At 69.1% G+C, this 16,472-nt stretch carries 12 protein-coding genes; 2 read left to right on the top strand and 10 right to left on the bottom strand.

Features of this window, described 5'->3' with window-relative positions:
- Positions 1 to 155: 155 nt before the first annotated feature.
- A complete protein-coding gene (locus BKH33_RS00720) occupies positions 156 to 1,736 on the top strand; it encodes a serine/threonine-protein kinase (RefSeq protein WP_043539916.1) in 1,581 nt (526 codons plus the stop codon).
- Positions 1,737 to 1,776: 40 nt separating this feature from the next.
- Here the strand turns inward: BKH33_RS00720 and BKH33_RS00715 are convergent, their stop codons facing one another.
- From BKH33_RS00715 to BKH33_RS00700, 4 genes are all read right to left on the bottom strand, one after another.
- Entirely contained in the window at positions 1,777 to 2,682 is a 906-nt protein-coding gene (locus BKH33_RS00715) for a hypothetical protein (RefSeq protein ID WP_003785437.1), read from the bottom strand.
- Complete coding sequence (hisB, locus tag BKH33_RS00710) at positions 2,682 to 3,281, bottom strand: imidazoleglycerol-phosphate dehydratase HisB (protein WP_003785423.1); 600 nt, start codon at positions 3,279 to 3,281, stop codon at positions 2,682 to 2,684. The genes BKH33_RS00715 and hisB overlap by 1 nt, the downstream gene beginning before the upstream one ends.
- Before the next feature lie 113 nt (positions 3,282 to 3,394).
- A complete protein-coding gene (locus tag BKH33_RS00705; RefSeq protein ID WP_003785411.1) occupies positions 3,395 to 4,537 on the bottom strand; it encodes a histidinol-phosphate transaminase in 1,143 nt (380 codons plus the stop codon).
- Positions 4,538 to 4,624: 87 nt separating this feature from the next.
- Positions 4,625 to 6,592: a cation:proton antiporter gene (locus tag BKH33_RS00700; RefSeq protein WP_003785417.1), complete on the bottom strand. Its 1,968-nt coding sequence runs from the start codon at positions 6,590 to 6,592 to the stop codon at positions 4,625 to 4,627.
- A gap of 55 nt (positions 6,593 to 6,647) precedes the next feature.
- Between BKH33_RS00700 and BKH33_RS00695 the strand changes: the two genes are divergently transcribed.
- Positions 6,648 to 8,987 (top strand): RecQ family ATP-dependent DNA helicase, encoded by a 2,340-nt coding sequence (locus tag BKH33_RS00695; RefSeq protein ID WP_003785421.1) that lies wholly within the window; start codon positions 6,648 to 6,650, stop codon positions 8,985 to 8,987.
- A gap of 52 nt (positions 8,988 to 9,039) precedes the next feature.
- On the opposite strand, the gene BKH33_RS00690 is transcribed toward BKH33_RS00695, so the two are convergent.
- The 6 genes from BKH33_RS00690 to BKH33_RS00665 form a co-directional block, all read right to left on the bottom strand.
- Positions 9,040 to 10,536: a hypothetical protein gene (locus BKH33_RS00690; protein ID WP_003785413.1), complete on the bottom strand. Its 1,497-nt coding sequence runs from the start codon at positions 10,534 to 10,536 to the stop codon at positions 9,040 to 9,042.
- 94 nt (positions 10,537 to 10,630) lie between these two features.
- Positions 10,631 to 12,586 carry a DUF2334 domain-containing protein gene (locus BKH33_RS00685; protein WP_076066779.1) on the bottom strand — a complete coding sequence of 652 codons (1,956 nt, stop codon included), beginning with the start codon at positions 12,584 to 12,586 and terminating at the stop codon, positions 10,631 to 10,633.
- Positions 12,583 to 13,785, bottom strand: a complete 1,203-nt coding sequence (gene wecB, locus BKH33_RS00680) for a non-hydrolyzing UDP-N-acetylglucosamine 2-epimerase (RefSeq protein WP_076142440.1) — start codon at positions 13,783 to 13,785, stop codon at positions 12,583 to 12,585. Before wecB ends, BKH33_RS00685 begins: the two co-directional genes overlap by 4 nt.
- 85 nt (positions 13,786 to 13,870) lie before the next feature.
- Positions 13,871 to 14,584, bottom strand: a complete 714-nt coding sequence (locus tag BKH33_RS00675; RefSeq protein WP_003782282.1) for a hypothetical protein — start codon at positions 14,582 to 14,584, stop codon at positions 13,871 to 13,873.
- Entirely contained in the window at positions 14,581 to 16,134 is a 1,554-nt protein-coding gene (locus tag BKH33_RS00670; protein WP_050998496.1) for a glycosyltransferase family 2 protein, read from the bottom strand. The genes BKH33_RS00675 and BKH33_RS00670 overlap by 4 nt, the downstream gene beginning before the upstream one ends.
- Positions 16,134 to 16,382 carry a hypothetical protein gene (locus BKH33_RS00665; protein ID WP_003782286.1) on the bottom strand — a complete coding sequence of 83 codons (249 nt, stop codon included), beginning with the start codon at positions 16,380 to 16,382 and terminating at the stop codon, positions 16,134 to 16,136. Before BKH33_RS00665 ends, BKH33_RS00670 begins: the two co-directional genes overlap by 1 nt.
- Positions 16,383 to 16,472 lie beyond the last annotated feature (90 nt).

Below are 16,472 nucleotides of genomic sequence, written 5' to 3'. Positions count from 1 at the left end.
CCCCGTCTTCGCACACGCCTTCGTCGGCACCGCCGCCAGTTCCTCCATCGCCCTCGGCGAGCCACTCCTCAGGGGCGGCTAGCACAGGTACACGCGGATCTGGTGAGTCCCACAGCGCTGCACCGTTCTCCATCCCCGGGGTGCGGATCACCTCGGTGCTGGGGCGAGGAGGCTTCGCCACGGTCTATGCCGGTGTGCAGGACTCCCTGGAGCGTCCGGTCGCCGTCAAGGTCGACTCCCGCCCTCTGGACGATCCGCGCAACGAGAGGCGGTTCATGCGCGAGGTGCAGGCGGCCTCACGGATCTCGGGGCATCCGCACGTGGTCTCTCTGGTGGACACCGGTAAGCTGCCCGACCTACGCCCTTACCTGGTCATGGAGCTGTGCGCCGGCGGCAGCCTCTACGACCTCGTATCGCGCGGACCGACACCCGCATCGGACGCCGTGGCACTGGTGGAGGCCGCGGCCTCGGCACTCGGGGCGGCTCACACGGCCGGCGTCATGCACCGGGACGTCAAGCCCGCCAATATCCTTCTGGACTCCTACGGCTCACCGCGGCTCTCGGACTTCGGCATTGCCTCGGTCCAGCGCGAGGGACAGGACCCCACCGTCACCCTGGAGTGCCTGACTCCCGACTTCGCCGCGCCGGAGGCCTTCATGCTGACCAGTCCCGGCCCCGAGGGGGATGTGTGGTCCATGGGGGCGGTCCTCTTCTCCCTGCTGACGGGGCGGGGACCCAGACGCGGACCCGACGGCGTGCAGCGAAGCCTGCCCGAGATCGTCCGATCCCTCGATGCCCCCCTCAACCTCAGTGACCCGAACGTTCCCGAGATCCTTCTTCCTGTGCTGAGCAAGGCCATGGCGCCGGATCCGGCAGACCGTTACCGCAACGGCACCGAGCTCACTGGTGCCCTGGGGCAGGTTCGCGAACAGCTCGGGACGGGAAACCTGGCCGTCGGCGGCCCCGTGACCTCCTTGCAGCTGGTCGAGGCAGGTCTGGCACCTCCACCTGGTCGCAACGTCTCGGCACAGTCCGCCCGCTCTGCGCAGTCCGCACCGTCGCCCCTCTCCGGCCAGCTGGAGTACTACGAGCAGTCGTCGATGCCGGTGTCCTCGCCGGACTCCTTGAACGCCTCTCTGAGCGGGGCAGGAGTGACGGGCGCGGGCAGGTCCATCAGGATCACCAAGCGCGAGCGCCGTCAGGTCGGGCTGCGCGCCGGGATCGTGGGAGCGGTTGTCGGTCTCGTCATCGGGCTGGTCGCCGGCTGGATGGCGGGTACCTGGCTGGCTCCCGCTGTCTCAACAGCCAGGACGGGCGCGTCTGCCGGGGCCTCGGGAGCGGCGTCCGGCGCTGGGGCGTCCCACTCCTCATCATCGGGTCAGGACACCGCCTCGACCCCGCCGTATCCGGTCGGTACCTGTCTGGCCGGCACCACGTCCGTCTCGGGGCAGACCACGGCCAGGAAGGTGGACTGCAACGAGCCCCATTCCTGGGAGGTCTATGAGGTGGGGACGCTGGCGGAGAGCACCACGGGCTCCAGTGACGACGATCTGGCCGCCGATCCCAACGTGCAGAACACCTGCACCTCGCAGGCCGCCAAGCAGTACGGCGCGGCCAATCCGAGCACATCGGTGCTGGGCCCCGGTGAGGCGGGTTGGAACGCCGGGCGGCGTGGTTTCTCATGCATCGCCTCGGACCTGAAGGGCGGGCAGCGGACGAGCTCGTACGCCGGCTAGGAGCCGTAGGCGGCTCTCAGGGAAGCGGTGGTTCCGATCCTCACTGCGGGGGACGGCGCAGCCCGCGGCCGAACCAACGCATCGCCCGAGGCGCCTTGATCTCCGAGGACCTCACGGCACCGGGGACGTCGTCGGCGTCGATGACGCCCAGAAGCACGTCCTCGACGACCTGGTCCATGGAGGCCAGGAGGAGCCCCGCCGATGCCTCCTCACCAGGCTGACCGTTGGTGAAGTGACGCGCGGTGATCGTTCCGGACAGGCCGGACTCGATACCGACGTCGGTGGCCAGGTCGGCGGTCATGAGCACTGCGCCGGCTCGTGACAGGCGGGAGAGCTGGGCGGCCAGCTCGGCGGCCTCTGCCGGTTCGGAGTCGGATCCGCCCAGGAGCTCGGCCACGTCCCAGTCCGAGTGGGCCGAGACGAACTGCTTGACCGCGAAGGCTCCGTTGGAGGAGGGCACCACGGTGCAGTCGAGGTCCAGGAGGGAGCACATGCCCGCCAGCCCGTCTGCCCGGTTCAGCGGCGTCATGACGACCGCGACCTTGACCGCCCTCGGGGCCTGATCGCCGGACTCACCGGATCCGTAGGAGCTCAAGGAGTCGGCCGCCGCGGCGATCTGCGCCTCCTGGGCGTCGGTGAGCCGCGAGGAGCCGTCAGGGGCCTGCACTCCCCCGTCCGCCTCACTGAGAGGGTGGTAGGTGTTATGAGGGACATCGTGAGGACTCACTCCCTGAGGGCCGGCCTGCCCCGGATCAGCGACTGAGGCGGGGCCATCCTCATTCGAGCCGCCCCGGTCCTGCCCGCTGCGGGTGCCCTCAGGCGCCTCAAGGTCGTCAACCGTCGAGAGGTCGTCGGGAATCTCGACATCGCCCATGAGCGCGGCGAACTCGGCGTCCAGATCGCGCTGGCCGTCCTGGTTCCCATCAGGGTCGGGGGTCTGAGCCATTACAGGCTTCCCTTCGTGGACGGGATGGTCTCGACACGGGGATCGTCCTCCACGGCGGCGCGCAGGGCTCGAGCCAGGGCCTTGAACTCGGCCTCGGCGATGTGGTGGGGGTCGCGCCCGGACAGCACGCGCACGTGCAGGCAGATGCCGGCGTGGTAGGCGATGGCCTCCAGGACGTGACGCACCATCGAGCCAGTGAAGTGGCCCCCGATGAGGTGGTGGACGAATGCCTCGGACTCGCCCTCGTGCACCAGGAAAGGACGCCCGGAGATGTCGACGACCGCATGGGCCAGGGCCTCGTCCAGGGGGACACTGGCCTCACCGAAGCGACGGATGCCGCGCTTGTCACCCAGCGCGACACGCAGGGCCTCGCCGATACAGATAGCGGTGTCCTCCACGGTGTGGTGCACGTCGATCTCGGTGTCACCGGTGGCGCGCACCGTGATGTCGATGAGGGAGTGACGCCCCAGAGCGGTGAGCATGTGGTCGTAGAAGGGGACAGTGGTGGAGATGTCGGTCTGGCCCGTGCCGTCGAGGTTGATCTCGACGACGACGCTGGACTCACTCGTGGCTCGCTCGATGCGCGCGGTACGGCTCATGTGTGCTTCCTCAGCATCGTGTGTCGTGCTTTTTCAGCGGTACTGGTTCCTAGGTGTATCAACCGGTAGCAACCCTACCGGTCCTCGGCTCCGTCCGCGTGCGGCATCGGCGCTCACCCTCCGATGACCGTGGCCAGGGCACTGCGCAGCCGCTCCATCTCCTCAGGCGTACCGATGCTGGCCCGCAGGAAGCCCTCGGGACCGACGACGCGGATGAGGACCCCGGCGTCGAGCAGGGCCTGCCAGACGGCCTCGCGGTCGGGGAACGGGCCGAACAGGACGAAGTTGGCATCCGACTCGTGGGCGGTCAGGCCCTGGCCTCGCAGCCAGGCCACCAGGGCGTCGCGCTCGTCCCGTAGGGAGGCGACCTGGGCCATGAGCTCATCACGGTGGGACAGGGCGGCCAGGGCGGCGGCCTGGGTGACGGCGGAGAGGTGATAGGGCAGGCGCACGACGCGCAGGGCGTCGACCAGGGCGCGGTCGGCGGCCAGGTAGCCCAGGCGCAGGCCGGCGGCTCCGAAGGCCTTGGACATGGTGCGGGTGACAGCCAGGTGCGGGTGGGCCGGCCCCAGCAGCTCCAGGGCGCTGGGCACGCCCGGGCGGCGGAACTCGGCGTAGGCCTCGTCGATGACGACGACGCAGTCGCCGGCCCGGGCCGGTGAGCCGATCTCGGCTCCGAGCATGGGGCCGTGGCCGCGGGCCGCCTCAAGGATCCGGTCAATGTCCTCCAGCGGCAGAGCCGTCCCGGTCGGATTGTTGGGACTGGCCAGGATGACGACGGCCGGTCGCAGCTCGCTGATCGCGGCCACGGCGGTCTCGACGTCGAGCGTGAAGTCCTCGCGGCGCGGGCGGGTGACGTAGTCGGTCAGGGTGTCGCGGGCGTACTCGGGGTACATCGAGTACGTGGGGGTGAAGGTCAGGCAGGTGCGCCCGGGGCCGCCGAAGGCCTGGAGCACGTGGAGCATGACCTCGTTGGAGCCGTTGGCGGCCCAGATCTGCTCAGGGGTCAGGTGCACACCGGACTCGGCCTCGAGGTAGTCCGCGAGCGCCTCCCGCAGCCGGGGGAAGTCGCGCTCCGGGTAGCGGTTGAGGCCCTGGGCGGCCCGAGCCACGGCGGTGGCGATCGACTCGATGACTGCCGTCGAGGGCGGGTAGGGGTTCTCGTTGACGTTCAGCCGGACAGGGACGTCGATCTCAGGGGCGCCGTAGGGCGCCTCGCCCTCCAGGTCGGGTCTCAGGGGCAGGTTCGCGCTCACGGGTTGGAGTCTACGGCCCCGTCTCCGGGCATGGTCGGGATCCGTCACCGGATGTGACACCACTGGGAGGAGGATCCGCTCAGTTCGTCAGTGGGGCTCGCTGGTCAGCATGATCTCCTGGAAGTCGAGGCGGTCCAGGGCGTGCTCCAGTGAGTCTGCCGAGTACAGCCCCTCGTCACCGGCGTCCAGAAGGGCCTCGCGCTGAGCGCGGATCATGTCCAGGGCGCGCTCTCGCATCGGGGCGAGCTCGTCGTACCGCCACGTGGGGTCGGTCCATGCCCGGGCGACTGCGGCCGGTGAGAGAACGATGTCCGTGCCTTCGCGCCGCAGCAGGGCGGGCTGATCGAGCGTTGGGCTGAGGTTCTCGCCATCTTGAGCACAGGTCGAGGGCGTGCCCGGCTCCGCCTTCGCCTCGAAGGCGGCAGGCTCCTCGAGGACAGCCGTCCCTTCGGCCTGCGGTGCGGGACGCGAGACCTCAGCAACCGGTTCGACGCTGGTGGCGACGGCCCCGTGGACGCTGCGGCCGGTGAGATCGTGGCCATCGCCGACGACGTCACGGGCGGCGTTGACCAGCAGCGAGATGACGGCTGCCCTCTCCTCCTCGTCGGCGGAACCGGCCATCGCGGGCTTGGACAAGCGCACCAGCGCTGGCAGCGTCAGCCCCTGAAGCGTCAAGGAGCCGGCTGCCACCAGCATGGCCACCAGGAGGAGGAAGGGCCGGTGCGGCGCCGTGGTCGGTAGGGTCTGGGCCGCAGCCAGGGTGATGGCGCCGCGCATACCCGCCCAGACGATGACGGCGCCCTCACGGGAACGCAGGGGATCTGCGGCGAAGTAGTCCAGGTCGGCCCCTCGACGTCGGGCCCGGCTGGAGATTCGGCGGGCGCGCCGCGCGATGCTCTCGTGGCTGGGGTCTCGACGGAGCTTGCGCTGGACCTGGACGAAGCGGCGGCGGTCCCACGGGACCTGAGGCATTTCCGCCTCACCGCGCACAATGGCCGCGCAGCGGTTCTGGAACTGGTGGATGGCCTCCTCATTCTCCTCCCAGTGGACCGCCCAGCGCGCCGTGCGGTGGCTGAGGAGCTTGAGCATCGGGGCGACGACGAGAGCCCGGACGACGACGGTCAGTGCTCCGGCGAGGACAGCAACCCCGACGGCCCGGCGAACGCCGAGATCCGAGGCGTCCACCTTCTCAACGATGCCGAAGAACTCCAGCCCCATGAACAGGAAGATGAGTCCTTCCAGCGTGAGCTCGACGGTGTGCCAGTTGGTGCGTGAGGCCACCCGGTGGGCCGGCGGAAGCATCCGCGGGCCACGGTGACCGGTGATGAGTCCGGCGACGACAGCGGCCACCAGGCCTGAGCCATGCATGTGCTCGGCCGGGATCGCTGCCAGGAAGGGAACAGTGAAGGACACGACCGTGTCCACGGTGGGGTCGGTGATGTGGGAGCGCACCCGCAGGCTCACCTCGCCGACGAGCCAGCCCACCCCCAGGGCCACGACGACGGCCAGGGCGAAACCGCCCAGCACACCTCCGATGCTGATGCCTCCCGACGTGGCCGCGGAGACGGCCGAGGACAGAAGCACCAGGGCGGTGGCGTCGTTGAGGAGCCCCTCCCCCTCCAGGACGGTGATGATGCGCTGTGAGACTCCCAGCCGGCGCGCGATGGAGATGGCCACGGCGTCGGTGGGGCTGAGGATCGCTCCCATCGCGATCGCCCAGGCCAGGGAGAGTCCCGGGACCACGAGGGCCAGGGCTACACCGATCACCGCGGCGGACAGGGCCACCAGCAGGATGGCCAGTACCGCCACCGGAGCGAGCTCGCGACGGAAGTTGATCGTCGAGATGCTCACCGCCGTGGAGAACAGCAACGGAGGAAGAACTCCTTCCAGGACCACCTGGGGGTCCAGCTCGATCGCCGGGATGAAGGGCAGGAAACCGACCGCCGTACCGCCCGCCAGAAGGATCAGCGCCGGGGCGACACCGATGCGGTCACTGAGCTGCGAGGCCGCAGCAATGGCCAGGATGCCCAGCACGGCGATGATGAGGAGGTCCATGGGCCCAGGGTATCCAAGGCCTGCCCTCTGCGATCGCCGGCATTACCGTGGGTCCATGACGATCCCGGGCACTGAGGACCCGCAGCGCACCGAGCGCTCGCAGCCACTCGCCTCGCCGCTGCGTGAGCGCGCCGAGGCCGTCCTGCGCGAGCTCGTGGGCCGCAGCGATGCGCACCTGCGCGAGGACCAGTGGCGGGCGATCGAGGCATTGGTTCTCGCCCACCGCCGGGTTCTGGTGGTCCAGCGCACTGGCTGGGGAAAATCGGCGGTGTACTTCGTGGCGACGATGCTGCTGCGTGAGGGCTGGGGGGACTGGCGACCCGGCACACCGCCGCCCGTATCCGGCACTCGCAGCCGGTCCGGAGTCGTCGGGACGAGCGTCATCATCTCGCCGCTGCTCGCCCTGATGCGCGACCAGGTCGCCGCCGCTGAGCGTGCCGGGATCCGGGCCGTGACCATGAACTCGGCCAACGTCACCCAGTGGGAGGAGATCAAGATCCGGGTGCGTGCAGGCGAGGTGGATGTCCTGCTGGTCTCCCCCGAGCGACTCAACAACCCTGTGTTCCGTGACGAGATCCTGCCGCACCTGGCGGCCGGAGCCGCACTGGTGGTCATTGACGAGGCCCACTGCATCTCGGACTGGGGGCACGACTTCCGCCCGGACTATCGGCGCATTCGCACATTGCTGGCCGGTCTGCCACCGCGCACCCCGGTCCTGGCGACCACGGCGACCGCGAACGCCCGGGTCAGTGCCGACGTCGCCGAGCAGCTGGGGGCGTCCCTGAGCGCGACCGGAGCCGATGGCTCGGACGACTCCCCGGTCCTGGTGCTGCGCGGCTCCCTGGAACGCCGCTCCCTGCACCTGGGGGTCAAGGTCCTGCCGGACTCGGCCACCCGCCTGGCATGGCTTGCCGGCTACCTCAGGCACGCCCCTGGAAGCGGCATCGTCTACTGCTTGACCGTCTCGGCGACGCTGGAGGTTGCCGAGTACCTGCGCACCGCGGGTGTGGAGGTAGCCGCCTACACGGGGCAGACCGACGCCGCCGAGCGTGAGCGCCTCGAGGAGGATCTCAAGGCCAACCGGGTCAGGGCGCTGGTGGCGACCTCGGCCCTGGGCATGGGCTTTGACAAGCCGGATCTGGCCTTCGTGGTGCACGTGGGGGCACCGTCCTCACCAGTGAGCTACTACCAGCAGGTGGGGCGCGCCGGTCGTGGCGTGGAGCGGGCCGAGGTGGTCCTGCTGCCGGGGGACGAGGACCGCGCCATCTGGGAGTGGTTCGGCTCCCAGGGCTTCCCTCCCGAGGACCAGGTTCGTACGGTCCTGGCCGGACTGGACAAGCAGCGGGAGTCGGGGGCCGGGCCGATGTCGACGGCGGTGCTGGAGACAGTGACCTCGTTGCGGCGCACCCGGTTGGAGTCCATGCTCAAGGTCCTTGACGTCGACGGCGCCGTGCGCCGGGTACGCGGTGGCTGGGAGTCCACCGGCCAGCCCTGGTCCTATGACGCCCAGCGTTATGCCAGAGTCGATGCCGCACGCCTGGCCGAGCAGGAGGCGATGATCGCCTATGAGCGGCTCGGCGCCGATGCCGGTCCCGCGACGACTGTCGTCCCCTGCCGGATGGCATTCCTGAGGTCGGCGCTCGATGATCCGCACCTCGACCGGGAATGGCGCTGCGGAGCCTGCGACCTGTGCGGAGGCCTGGAGCTGCCCGACGCCCCGGATGAGAAGCAGGTCAGTGCCGCTCGACAGGCACTCGGTCGCGCCGGGTTCGAGCTACGAGCGCGCCGTCAGTGGCCCACCGGGATGGAGAGGCTGGGGCTGGGCCGCCTCAAGGGTCGTATCAGTGCCGAGCAGCAGGCGGCGACCGGTCTGGCTGTGGGGCGGTTGGATGGCTTGGGACCCTCGGCAGCGCTGCGTGAGCTGGTGACCTCCGACTCCGATGGCGAGGTCCCGGTGCATGTCAGGCCGCTGGTGCTTGAGACGGTGGACCGGCTCGGCGAGATCATCCAGGGCGATCAGGACCCCGTTCGCACCGAAACGCTGAGCAGGCCGATCGTCGTCGTCATTGTGGACTCTCGTTCCCGCCCCTACCTGGTTCGCCAGCTGGGGCGCGCCGTGGCCACGCGCTTGGGCGCCAGGCCGCTGGGGATCGTCGGGCATACCGACCAGGATCCCCCGCGCCACGACGTGGGCTCTGCGTTCCGCCTGGCGCAGGTGGCCCGTGATCTGACGCTTCAGGAGTGGCCGGCTCAGGCGCTTGAGGCGCTTCGGGGCAGCGTCGTCGTCCTGGTGGATGACTGGAGCGACTCCGGCTGGACACTCACGGTGGCGGCCCGCCTCCTGCGAGAGGCGGGGGCGGCAACGGTTCACCCCTTCGTCCTGGCGCAGCGGTAGAGCCGGGTGGGCGCTGCAGAGGTGCGTCCAGCGCCCACCCGGCTCCGAGGTGCTAGAACCCGTTGGAGGCGGCGGCCAGCGCCGGAGCCACCTTGCCCCCCGGGGTTCCGACCTGATCCTCGAGGTAGTACCACCAGAATGGTGCTCCCCAGGCATCGGATCGGCCCAGTGCGGCGCCGGTGACGTGCTCGGCGACGGCGGTGCGAGCCACCACGGGGTCGGAGGCCGAACCGAACCACCAGGGGCCGGCGTTGAGGTCCTCGGCCCCGTAGCCCAGCTCGGTGACGGCGATCCGGGAGGACGGGAAGGCAGTGTCCAGGGCGCTCAGGACCCGGTCTGCGGCTGTTCCCAGCGGGTGAAGCTGGGGGTAGACGGACAGTCCGACGACGTCGACCAGCTCCCTGATCGACTGGGGGACCTCCCTGGCGGCATAGCTGAACAGGGAGTAGGCCGGGTCCGCCTGACCGAGCTGGTAGTACAGGGTCAGTACCGTCGTGGCGCTGGTGCGCTCACGCACCGCCTTGGCCGCGCGCTGGGCCTTGGCCACCGGGCCGGTGCCCAGCCAGTCCCCTCCGATCTCGTTGCCGATCTCCCAGGCATCGACATTGGGAAGCGCCTTGATGAGGGCATCGACCCGGGCGTCCCAGGCGGCGTCAGTCAGGGCTGCCACGTCGTGGGAGTCGCAGATCTGGGCCAGGGCCAGACCTCCCTGCGCGTGCAGGGACTCCACCGTGGTGCGCCAGCCGGCCATCTCCTGGGCGTCGCCGGGATCACCGATCACCAGGCGGGCCGACACCTTCCGCTTCCCGCCTCCCGGCCCGTTGGAGGCCAGGGCGGCGACGACCTCGGCGGCTGTGGGCACCCGGGTGAAGGTGACCCCGATGATCGCGTCCTGCGGCGCCTGGGCCACCAGTGCCCGGTCCAGGGCCAGCTGCGCCCCGGCGGCGGACTCCAGCGCAGAGTTCGCCAGGCGGCCTCTGTCGGCCCAGGACTGGGCCGTGGCACAGGCGTCCAGGGACTGCTGAGCAGAGTCCCGCAGCGTGACCGCCTCGTCAGCGCCCTTGAGCCCCTGCGCGGTGGCCTGCTGGTAGCGCTCGGCCTGCCGCTCGTGGAGGGTCCGGGCCGCCAGCTCCAGGAGGTCGTGCTCGCCGGAGGCGGGCAGATCCGCCATGAGGGCCGAGTACCCATGACTGGTGGGCCACGACATGGTCAGCGTGCAGTCACGCCCGGTGGGCACATCGATACCGATGGCGCCGTTCTCATCCTGATAGAGCGGTCCGACGGTGATGACCTCCAGGGTCTTGGCGTCCAGCAGGGCGTCGTCGTAACCGGGCTCGCCCTTACCGTTGGACTGGATGCGACGCAGCGCCTCCAGGTTGAGGACACCGCCCTGCGCGTCACTGACGTGGAGGCTCAGGTGGGTGGTTGCCCCGTCGCCCACAGCCGGTGGCGTAGTCACATGTCCGTGACCGCAGGAGGACACTGACGCTCCCAGAACCCCGGCCCCCAGGAGCGCCAGCGCCCTTCTACGGTTCGTCTCAAGAGTCATGGGGCCATTATTCCCGTCTCTTGAGAGCTCTCCCGACCGAACGGTTCCACAGTGGTGAGGCCGAAACGGTTCAGGGCTGTACCCAGCGCCCTCGTCACTTCAGCTCCGAGGCCGGAACGAAGGTGTACCCCTCGGCCTTGATGCCGGCGACGATCTTCTTCAGCTCGGGCAGCGGGTAGTAGGGGTGGAAGAAGAAGCTGGCGGTGGCGTGGGTGTTCACCAGGTTGAGCTTGGCCGCGTCGACGACCTCCTGGGCCAGGCGCGGCGGGTGCTGGTTGATCTCATTGGGCTCGAAGTTGCCAAGGTTCTCCGGCAGGACATGGGCCCCGTAGGGGTCGTTGACCGCGTAGGGGAAGAACTGCCCGTAGTAGTCGTGGGGACCGGCCTGGGTGTTGGTCAGAGTACCGGCGTAGAGGAGCTCGCGCTCATAGCGCACCGAGTACTGCTCGCCGATGCCGTAGTAGGCCTCGCGGGTGGCCGAGTAGTGCGGGGTCTCGAAGATCTCCGGAGTCGGCAGCCCGACCTCGTCGAAGATCTCGCGCCCCTGCTCCACACGCTCCGCGGCCCACGCCTGGGAGGTGCCCGGGAGGGCGCCTCCGATCTGCACGTAGGACTTGTCCTCGCAGTCGACGGCGGGAGCCTTGGTGTCGTTCGTGGTGGAGCACCACGAACGGATGAACTCGAAGTCGTCGGCGGAGACGGCGTTGTACGGGTTGTCCAGCGTTCCGAACTGGTGGGTGGTGCCGTGCTGGACGATCGTTCCGCCCTTGCTCACGGCGTCCTGGAGAACGGCCACCAGCTCCGGGGAGTCCTTCAGGGTGAGTTCCTTGGGCGTGCCGTTGTTCTCGGTGCCCTTGGGGTCGACGTACTTGGGCACCACCGCCATCTGGAAGGGCACCTTCTCGCTGTGGAGGTAGTCGACGATCGCCTGCAGCTCCTCGGGGTCACTGTCAGGCGTCACGTCCTCCAGGCGCACGGCGGCCTGACGGTACTGCTGAGCATTGGGCTGAAGCGTGTCCAGGAGGATGTCAGCGGCAGCGATGTAGCGGTCCTGCTCACCCAGGTAGGTCAGGGGGATCTCACCGATGAAGGTCAGTCCGGAGGAGCTGACCGCCCAGGGGAAGGAGCTGGTGCCGGACTGGGCGACGGAGGCGCAGGCGGTGGCCGCACCGTCGGGCTTGGAGCACTCGGCGCGCCCCAGGACCTTGACGTCCTTCTCGCGGGTGATGTGCGGGGCGGTGATCCCACCGGTGTTGAGCTCATTGCGCTTCAGGGAGGCGCCGTTGTAGCTGATCTTGGTGACCCGGTCGGTGGAGTCGATGTAGGAGGTGGCGGCGTCCCAGCCGTAGCGCTGGGTGAAGGCGGCGCGGTCGGCGTCGGTCTTGGCCAGCTGCCAGATGTTGAAGCCGGACCACATCACCGGGACGTTGCCGGTCAGGGCGTCGTCGATGAAGGCCCGCGGCAGGGGCTCGTCGTAGGTCGAACCGATGTAGACCACGTTGGTGAAGCGGCCGGCCAGACCGGCGACATAGTCCTTGACGGGAAGGGTGGTCACGGTTCCGGAGTGGCTGGCCAGGGTGCCCATGCTCAGGGCGTAGTACTCCCCCAGCTTGGCGTAGTCACCGGTCGTGTCGAACAGGACCAGGGTCGAGGCCGGTCCCGCGTCCTGGTTGGAGAAGCTCACCGCACCGGCAGGAACGTCGGGCGCATTCTTCTTCAGGTCGCGGATCTGGACCTGCCCCGCAGCGGGCGCGGGCTTGTTCAGATCAACGCCGGCCTGCTTATCGCCCTTGAGGGGGAGCTCCTTCTTGGCCGCGGCAGCGGGCTCGGGCGGAGCCGGAAGCGGGTTCTTGGCCGGATCCGCGTCATTGGCCTGTGCGCCGTCCGCAGGCTTGGCCGCGGCGGCCCGGGCCACGATGGGGGCCTGCACGCCGGCGGCCGGCGTGGCCTGGGCGGGGCCCGCGGAGCCGATCGAGGCGCCCAGGCACACCGCGATGGCGGCCAGTGCGCAGCGACGCCGTCGAGCGGAGCCAAGAGTCGGGGAAATCATGAATCCTCCTTGGATGAGTTGGGAACAGGATCGAACTCAGGAAGGGGGACACCACGGCCGAACAGAGCGGCGGTGGCGGCCAGGATGCGTTTGCAGGCGTGTCCGTCGCCGTAGGGATTGGCGGCCTGCGCCATGGCCGCGTAAGCCGTCTCGTCGGTCAGCAGGGTGGAGACCCGCTCGACGATGCGGTCCTCGTCGGTTCCGACCAGCTCGGCCACCCCGAAGGCGACCGCCTCGGGGCGCTCGGTGTTGTCACGCATGACCAGGACCGGCTTGGACAGCGCGGGGGCCTCCTCCTGGACACCCCCGGAATCGGTCAGGACGACGTCGGAGCGGTTGATGAGCGCGCAGAAGGCGCCGTACTCCAGAGGGTCGCACCAGATGACGTTGCCGTGGCCCTCGATCTGCGGCAGGAGGTCCTCGCGGACCTTGGGGTTGCGGTGAACCGGCAGCACGAAGAGCACCTCGGGGTGCTGCCCGGCCAGGCGGGCGACGGCACGTCCGATAGCCCGCATCGGCTCCCCCCAGGACTCGCGGCGGTGGGCGGTCACCAGCACGACCCGCCGGGAGGTGTCGGCCAGGGCTGCCGCCAGGTCCTCGTCGGGTGGCGGGACCCGGCGGTCGACGGCCACCAGGAGGGCGTCGATGACCGTGTTTCCGGTGACACGGACGATCTGGGGATCGGTGCTCTCTCGCAGGAGGTTGTCCCGGCTGCTGGTGGTCGGACACAGGTGCAGCGCGGTCAACTGGCTGATGAGACGCCGGTTGGCCTCCTCGGGGAAGGGAGAGGAGATGTCGCCGGTGCGCAGGCCGGCCTCAACGTGAAGAACCGGGATCTCGTGGTAGAAGGCGGCGAGCGCCGCGGCGAAGGCGGAGGTGGTATCTCCCTGGACCACGACGGCGTCGGGCCGGTGGGCCTCGATCGCCCGCCCCACCCCTTGCAAGGAGCGGTTGGTGATCTGGGTGAGGGTCTGTCCCGGAGAGTGGATGTCGAGGTCGTCGTCGGGCACGATGCCGAAGAAGTCGTGGACCTGGTCGAGCATCTCGCGGTGCTGTCCGGTGACGACCACGATCGGGTTGAAGCGCTCGTCGTCGCGCATGGCGGTCACCAGGGGAGCAAGCTTGATCGCCTCCGGGCGGGTGCCGTAGACGAGCATGACCCGAAGGGGGCCGCCCGTTGGGGTGGAGTCTGTTGTCATGAGTTCTCCTGCTCTGGTGCGTTGGGGAGGGAGAGGGCGGAGCCGACCGGCGGTCCGGCCAGGTGGTGGCTGCCGCGAACCGGTCTCACTGGTCCTCGGTGATCGGTGTGAAGGTGACGTCGGAGTCCTCGCAGTAGGCCGCTACGGCACCTGATCGGTAGGGGGACTCGGAGTCGGTGACCTTTCCGAGCTCCTGGCCGTCCACCGTGACGACGAAGGTGGCCGCTGCGGGGTTGGTGGTGTCAATAGTGACGGTGACGTTGTGGCTCGTCCCGGGCGGGTAGACCGGCGTGTTGCCCGAGGCCAGGAATCGCTGGGCCCCGTCATAGTTGGTGTCCTGCTTGGAGACCTCCCAGCCGTTGGGCTTGAGCGCCAGGGCGTAGAAGTGGTTGTTGTCGGAGTAGTTCCACAGGAGCCAGGCGACCTCCCATGCGTTGGGGCTGCCGTCCTGGCGGAGCTGGCCGACAGTGGTCATCGTGGTGTGGACGGTGTGGACACTGCCTGACTCGATCTCGACCGTGGTGGACTTCGCCAGTCCTGCGTGGGTCTTGTCCTGAGAGTTGGCAGATGTCGGCTTCAGACGCAGCAGGCCGTCGGAGCATGAGGCCTCGCCGTAGCCGTCGAAGACGATCTCCCACTGCGAGCACTTCTGGGCGTCGGTCTCTCTGGCGTGACAGTACACAGTGATTCCTAGGATCAGGGCCAGGACGCAGCCCACCAGCACTACGCGGCGCAGGATCCTGCTGTGACCGGATCCGTCGAGTGCTCCTGCGCGCTGAGGCGCGTTGGTGGCTGTCATCTCATCTCCTCGTTGTTCAGGTTGCTGACTGCACGGTGAGTGCGACGCCCCACGACGGCCGGGTGACCCAGTGAGGATCCGGCCGGAGCGGCGCTACCGGCCCTCATGGTCCCGGGTGCCGGGATAGGAGCCCTCCTAACGGCCTCATGGGGCGGAGGCTGACTGCCCAGCGCCGGCGGTCCCGTGGGTACCGGCCCGCCGGGGGCGGCGGGGGCAGCGGCCTGGAAGGGTTGTGCGACCTGAGCCGGCTCCGCCTCCCGAGCGGTCTTGGCCCACCCGGTGCGTCCGGTCAGCTCCCTGGCCAAGGCGCGCCAGCCGTAGAGGCTGGGCAGGAGCCCGTACAGGACGAACAGATGGGCGTAGCCCACGGCCTTGATCAGGTTCAGGCCCTCGCGGCGCTCGATGCGCCAGTAGATCCAGGCGTAGATGAGCGCCGGCCCGAAGGCGATGACGTAGGCCCCGACAAGCCATATCCATGACTGCTCCCACCGCAGTACCGCAGCCACGGCGGCGGTCACCATGGTGATGAGGAAGGACAGGGTCAGCAGCGATCCGGTCAGAAGCAGGTAGGGCGTGAGAATCTGCCAGAGCGTGTCGGCGCGCCCCAGCCCCCGCTGCTCCCGGGCCACGGAGCGCAGGAGGTGAAGCGCCTGAAGGTTCCCCTGGAACCACCTCGTGCGCTGACGCAGAAGGCGCCGCATATTGGTCACGCCCTGCTGGTGGACGGAGGCCGAGGGCCAGAACTCGTTGGTCCAGCTGGTGGCGTTGAGCCTGATCCCCAGATCGAAGTCCTCGGTCAGGGACCGGGTCCAGGGCCGGGGCCCCAGGGCGTCGAGCGCGCTGAGACGGACGAACTGGGCGTTTCCACCCATACCGACACTGCGCACGCGACGCCGTCCCCGCTGGAAGACCTCGGTGAAGATAACGAACTCCATATCCTGCATCCGGGCGAGCAGGGAACCGAAGCGGTTGTTGATGCGCACCCCCATCTGGACGGCACCGACCTCCTGCGGGGCGAAGGCCTTGCGGACCTCGCCGATGGCGTGGGGGTCGAGCCTGCCGTCGGCGTCCATCACTCCGACGACCACTCTCGAGGAGGACACTGCGGTGCAGCGGGAACGCACGATCGACAACGCGTCGTTGAGCGCCTCCCCCTTACCCAAACGGGCGTGGGGCGGCCGGCGGCGGACCACCTCGACGCGCTGGTCCCCGGCCTGGGCGGCCGCCTGAGCGGTGTCGTCGTCGGAGCCGTCATCGATGACCATGATGCGCAGCCCCGGGTCCGGGATCGAGGTGAGTCGCCTGACGCTGGCACCGATCACCTCCGCCTCGTTGAGGCAGGGCATGAGGATGACGACGAGAAGTGGCGCGTCCGGGTGCGAGGGTCCGCCGTGACGCGGGGCGCCTCGGGAGACGAGCAGCATGAAGAGCGTGTAGACGAGGGCGATAGCGATCATTCCCAGAGCGCCCCACCAGCCCAACCGGTCGAGGATTCCCAGAAGGCTTGAAGGACCAAGCTCCATACGCATGAAAGGGGCCTGCGTACTCATCACGCCCGCAGACTCATCATGCCGCTGCGCCGTTGGGCATGGCGTCCGCCGCTGCGCCGTGAGCGCGGGATGAGGCCGCTTGCCGCGCCGTAGAGATTGGTCAGCAGGAAGAAGACCAGAATAGCGACGAAGAACAGTCCGGCCAGGTCGATGAGGAAACGGGCAACGAGGGCGGGAGGGGAGCCTGCCGGGGCGACGTACCACACGACGAACAATCCGGTTCCGGCAGCGAATGGGGAGTAGTGCATAAGGCCATCCATCTGGATCCAAGGGGTAGGGGCCGGTACCGACCGGCATCACCGGCTGCAGCAAACCGGGGACAGCAAGCAGAGCCAGCC

Source organism: Actinomyces naeslundii, assembly GCF_001956585.1.
Taxonomy (GTDB): domain Bacteria; phylum Actinomycetota; class Actinomycetes; order Actinomycetales; family Actinomycetaceae; genus Actinomyces; species Actinomyces naeslundii.
The sequence above is the reverse complement of the archived record's forward strand: the minus strand, read 5'-3'. Positions and strand labels throughout refer to the sequence as shown.

What these genes read in the sequence shown, in the direction of transcription:
- hisB (WP_003785423.1), bottom strand. Translation starts at nt 3,281, where the DNA reads ATGAGCCGTACCGCGCGCATCGAGCGAGCCACGAGTGAGTCCAGCGTC.
- BKH33_RS00715 (WP_003785437.1), bottom strand. Translation starts at nt 2,682, where the DNA reads ATGGCTCAGACCCCCGACCCTGATGGGAACCAGGACGGCCAGCGCGAT.
- BKH33_RS00675 (WP_003782282.1), bottom strand. Translation starts at nt 14,584, where the DNA reads ATGACAGCCACCAACGCGCCTCAGCGCGCAGGAGCACTCGACGGATCC.
- BKH33_RS00685 (WP_076066779.1), bottom strand. Translation starts at nt 12,586, where the DNA reads ATGATTTCCCCGACTCTTGGCTCCGCTCGACGGCGTCGCTGCGCACTG.
- BKH33_RS00700 (WP_003785417.1), bottom strand. Translation starts at nt 6,592, where the DNA reads ATGGACCTCCTCATCATCGCCGTGCTGGGCATCCTGGCCATTGCTGCG.
- wecB (WP_076142440.1), bottom strand. Translation starts at nt 13,785, where the DNA reads ATGACAACAGACTCCACCCCAACGGGCGGCCCCCTTCGGGTCATGCTC.
- BKH33_RS00670 (WP_050998496.1), bottom strand. Translation starts at nt 16,134, where the DNA reads ATGAGTACGCAGGCCCCTTTCATGCGTATGGAGCTTGGTCCTTCAAGC.
- BKH33_RS00695 (WP_003785421.1), top strand. Translation starts at nt 6,648, where the DNA reads ATGACGATCCCGGGCACTGAGGACCCGCAGCGCACCGAGCGCTCGCAG.
- BKH33_RS00665 (WP_003782286.1), bottom strand. Translation starts at nt 16,382, where the DNA reads ATGCACTACTCCCCATTCGCTGCCGGAACCGGATTGTTCGTCGTGTGG.
- BKH33_RS00690 (WP_003785413.1), bottom strand. Translation starts at nt 10,536, where the DNA reads ATGACTCTTGAGACGAACCGTAGAAGGGCGCTGGCGCTCCTGGGGGCC.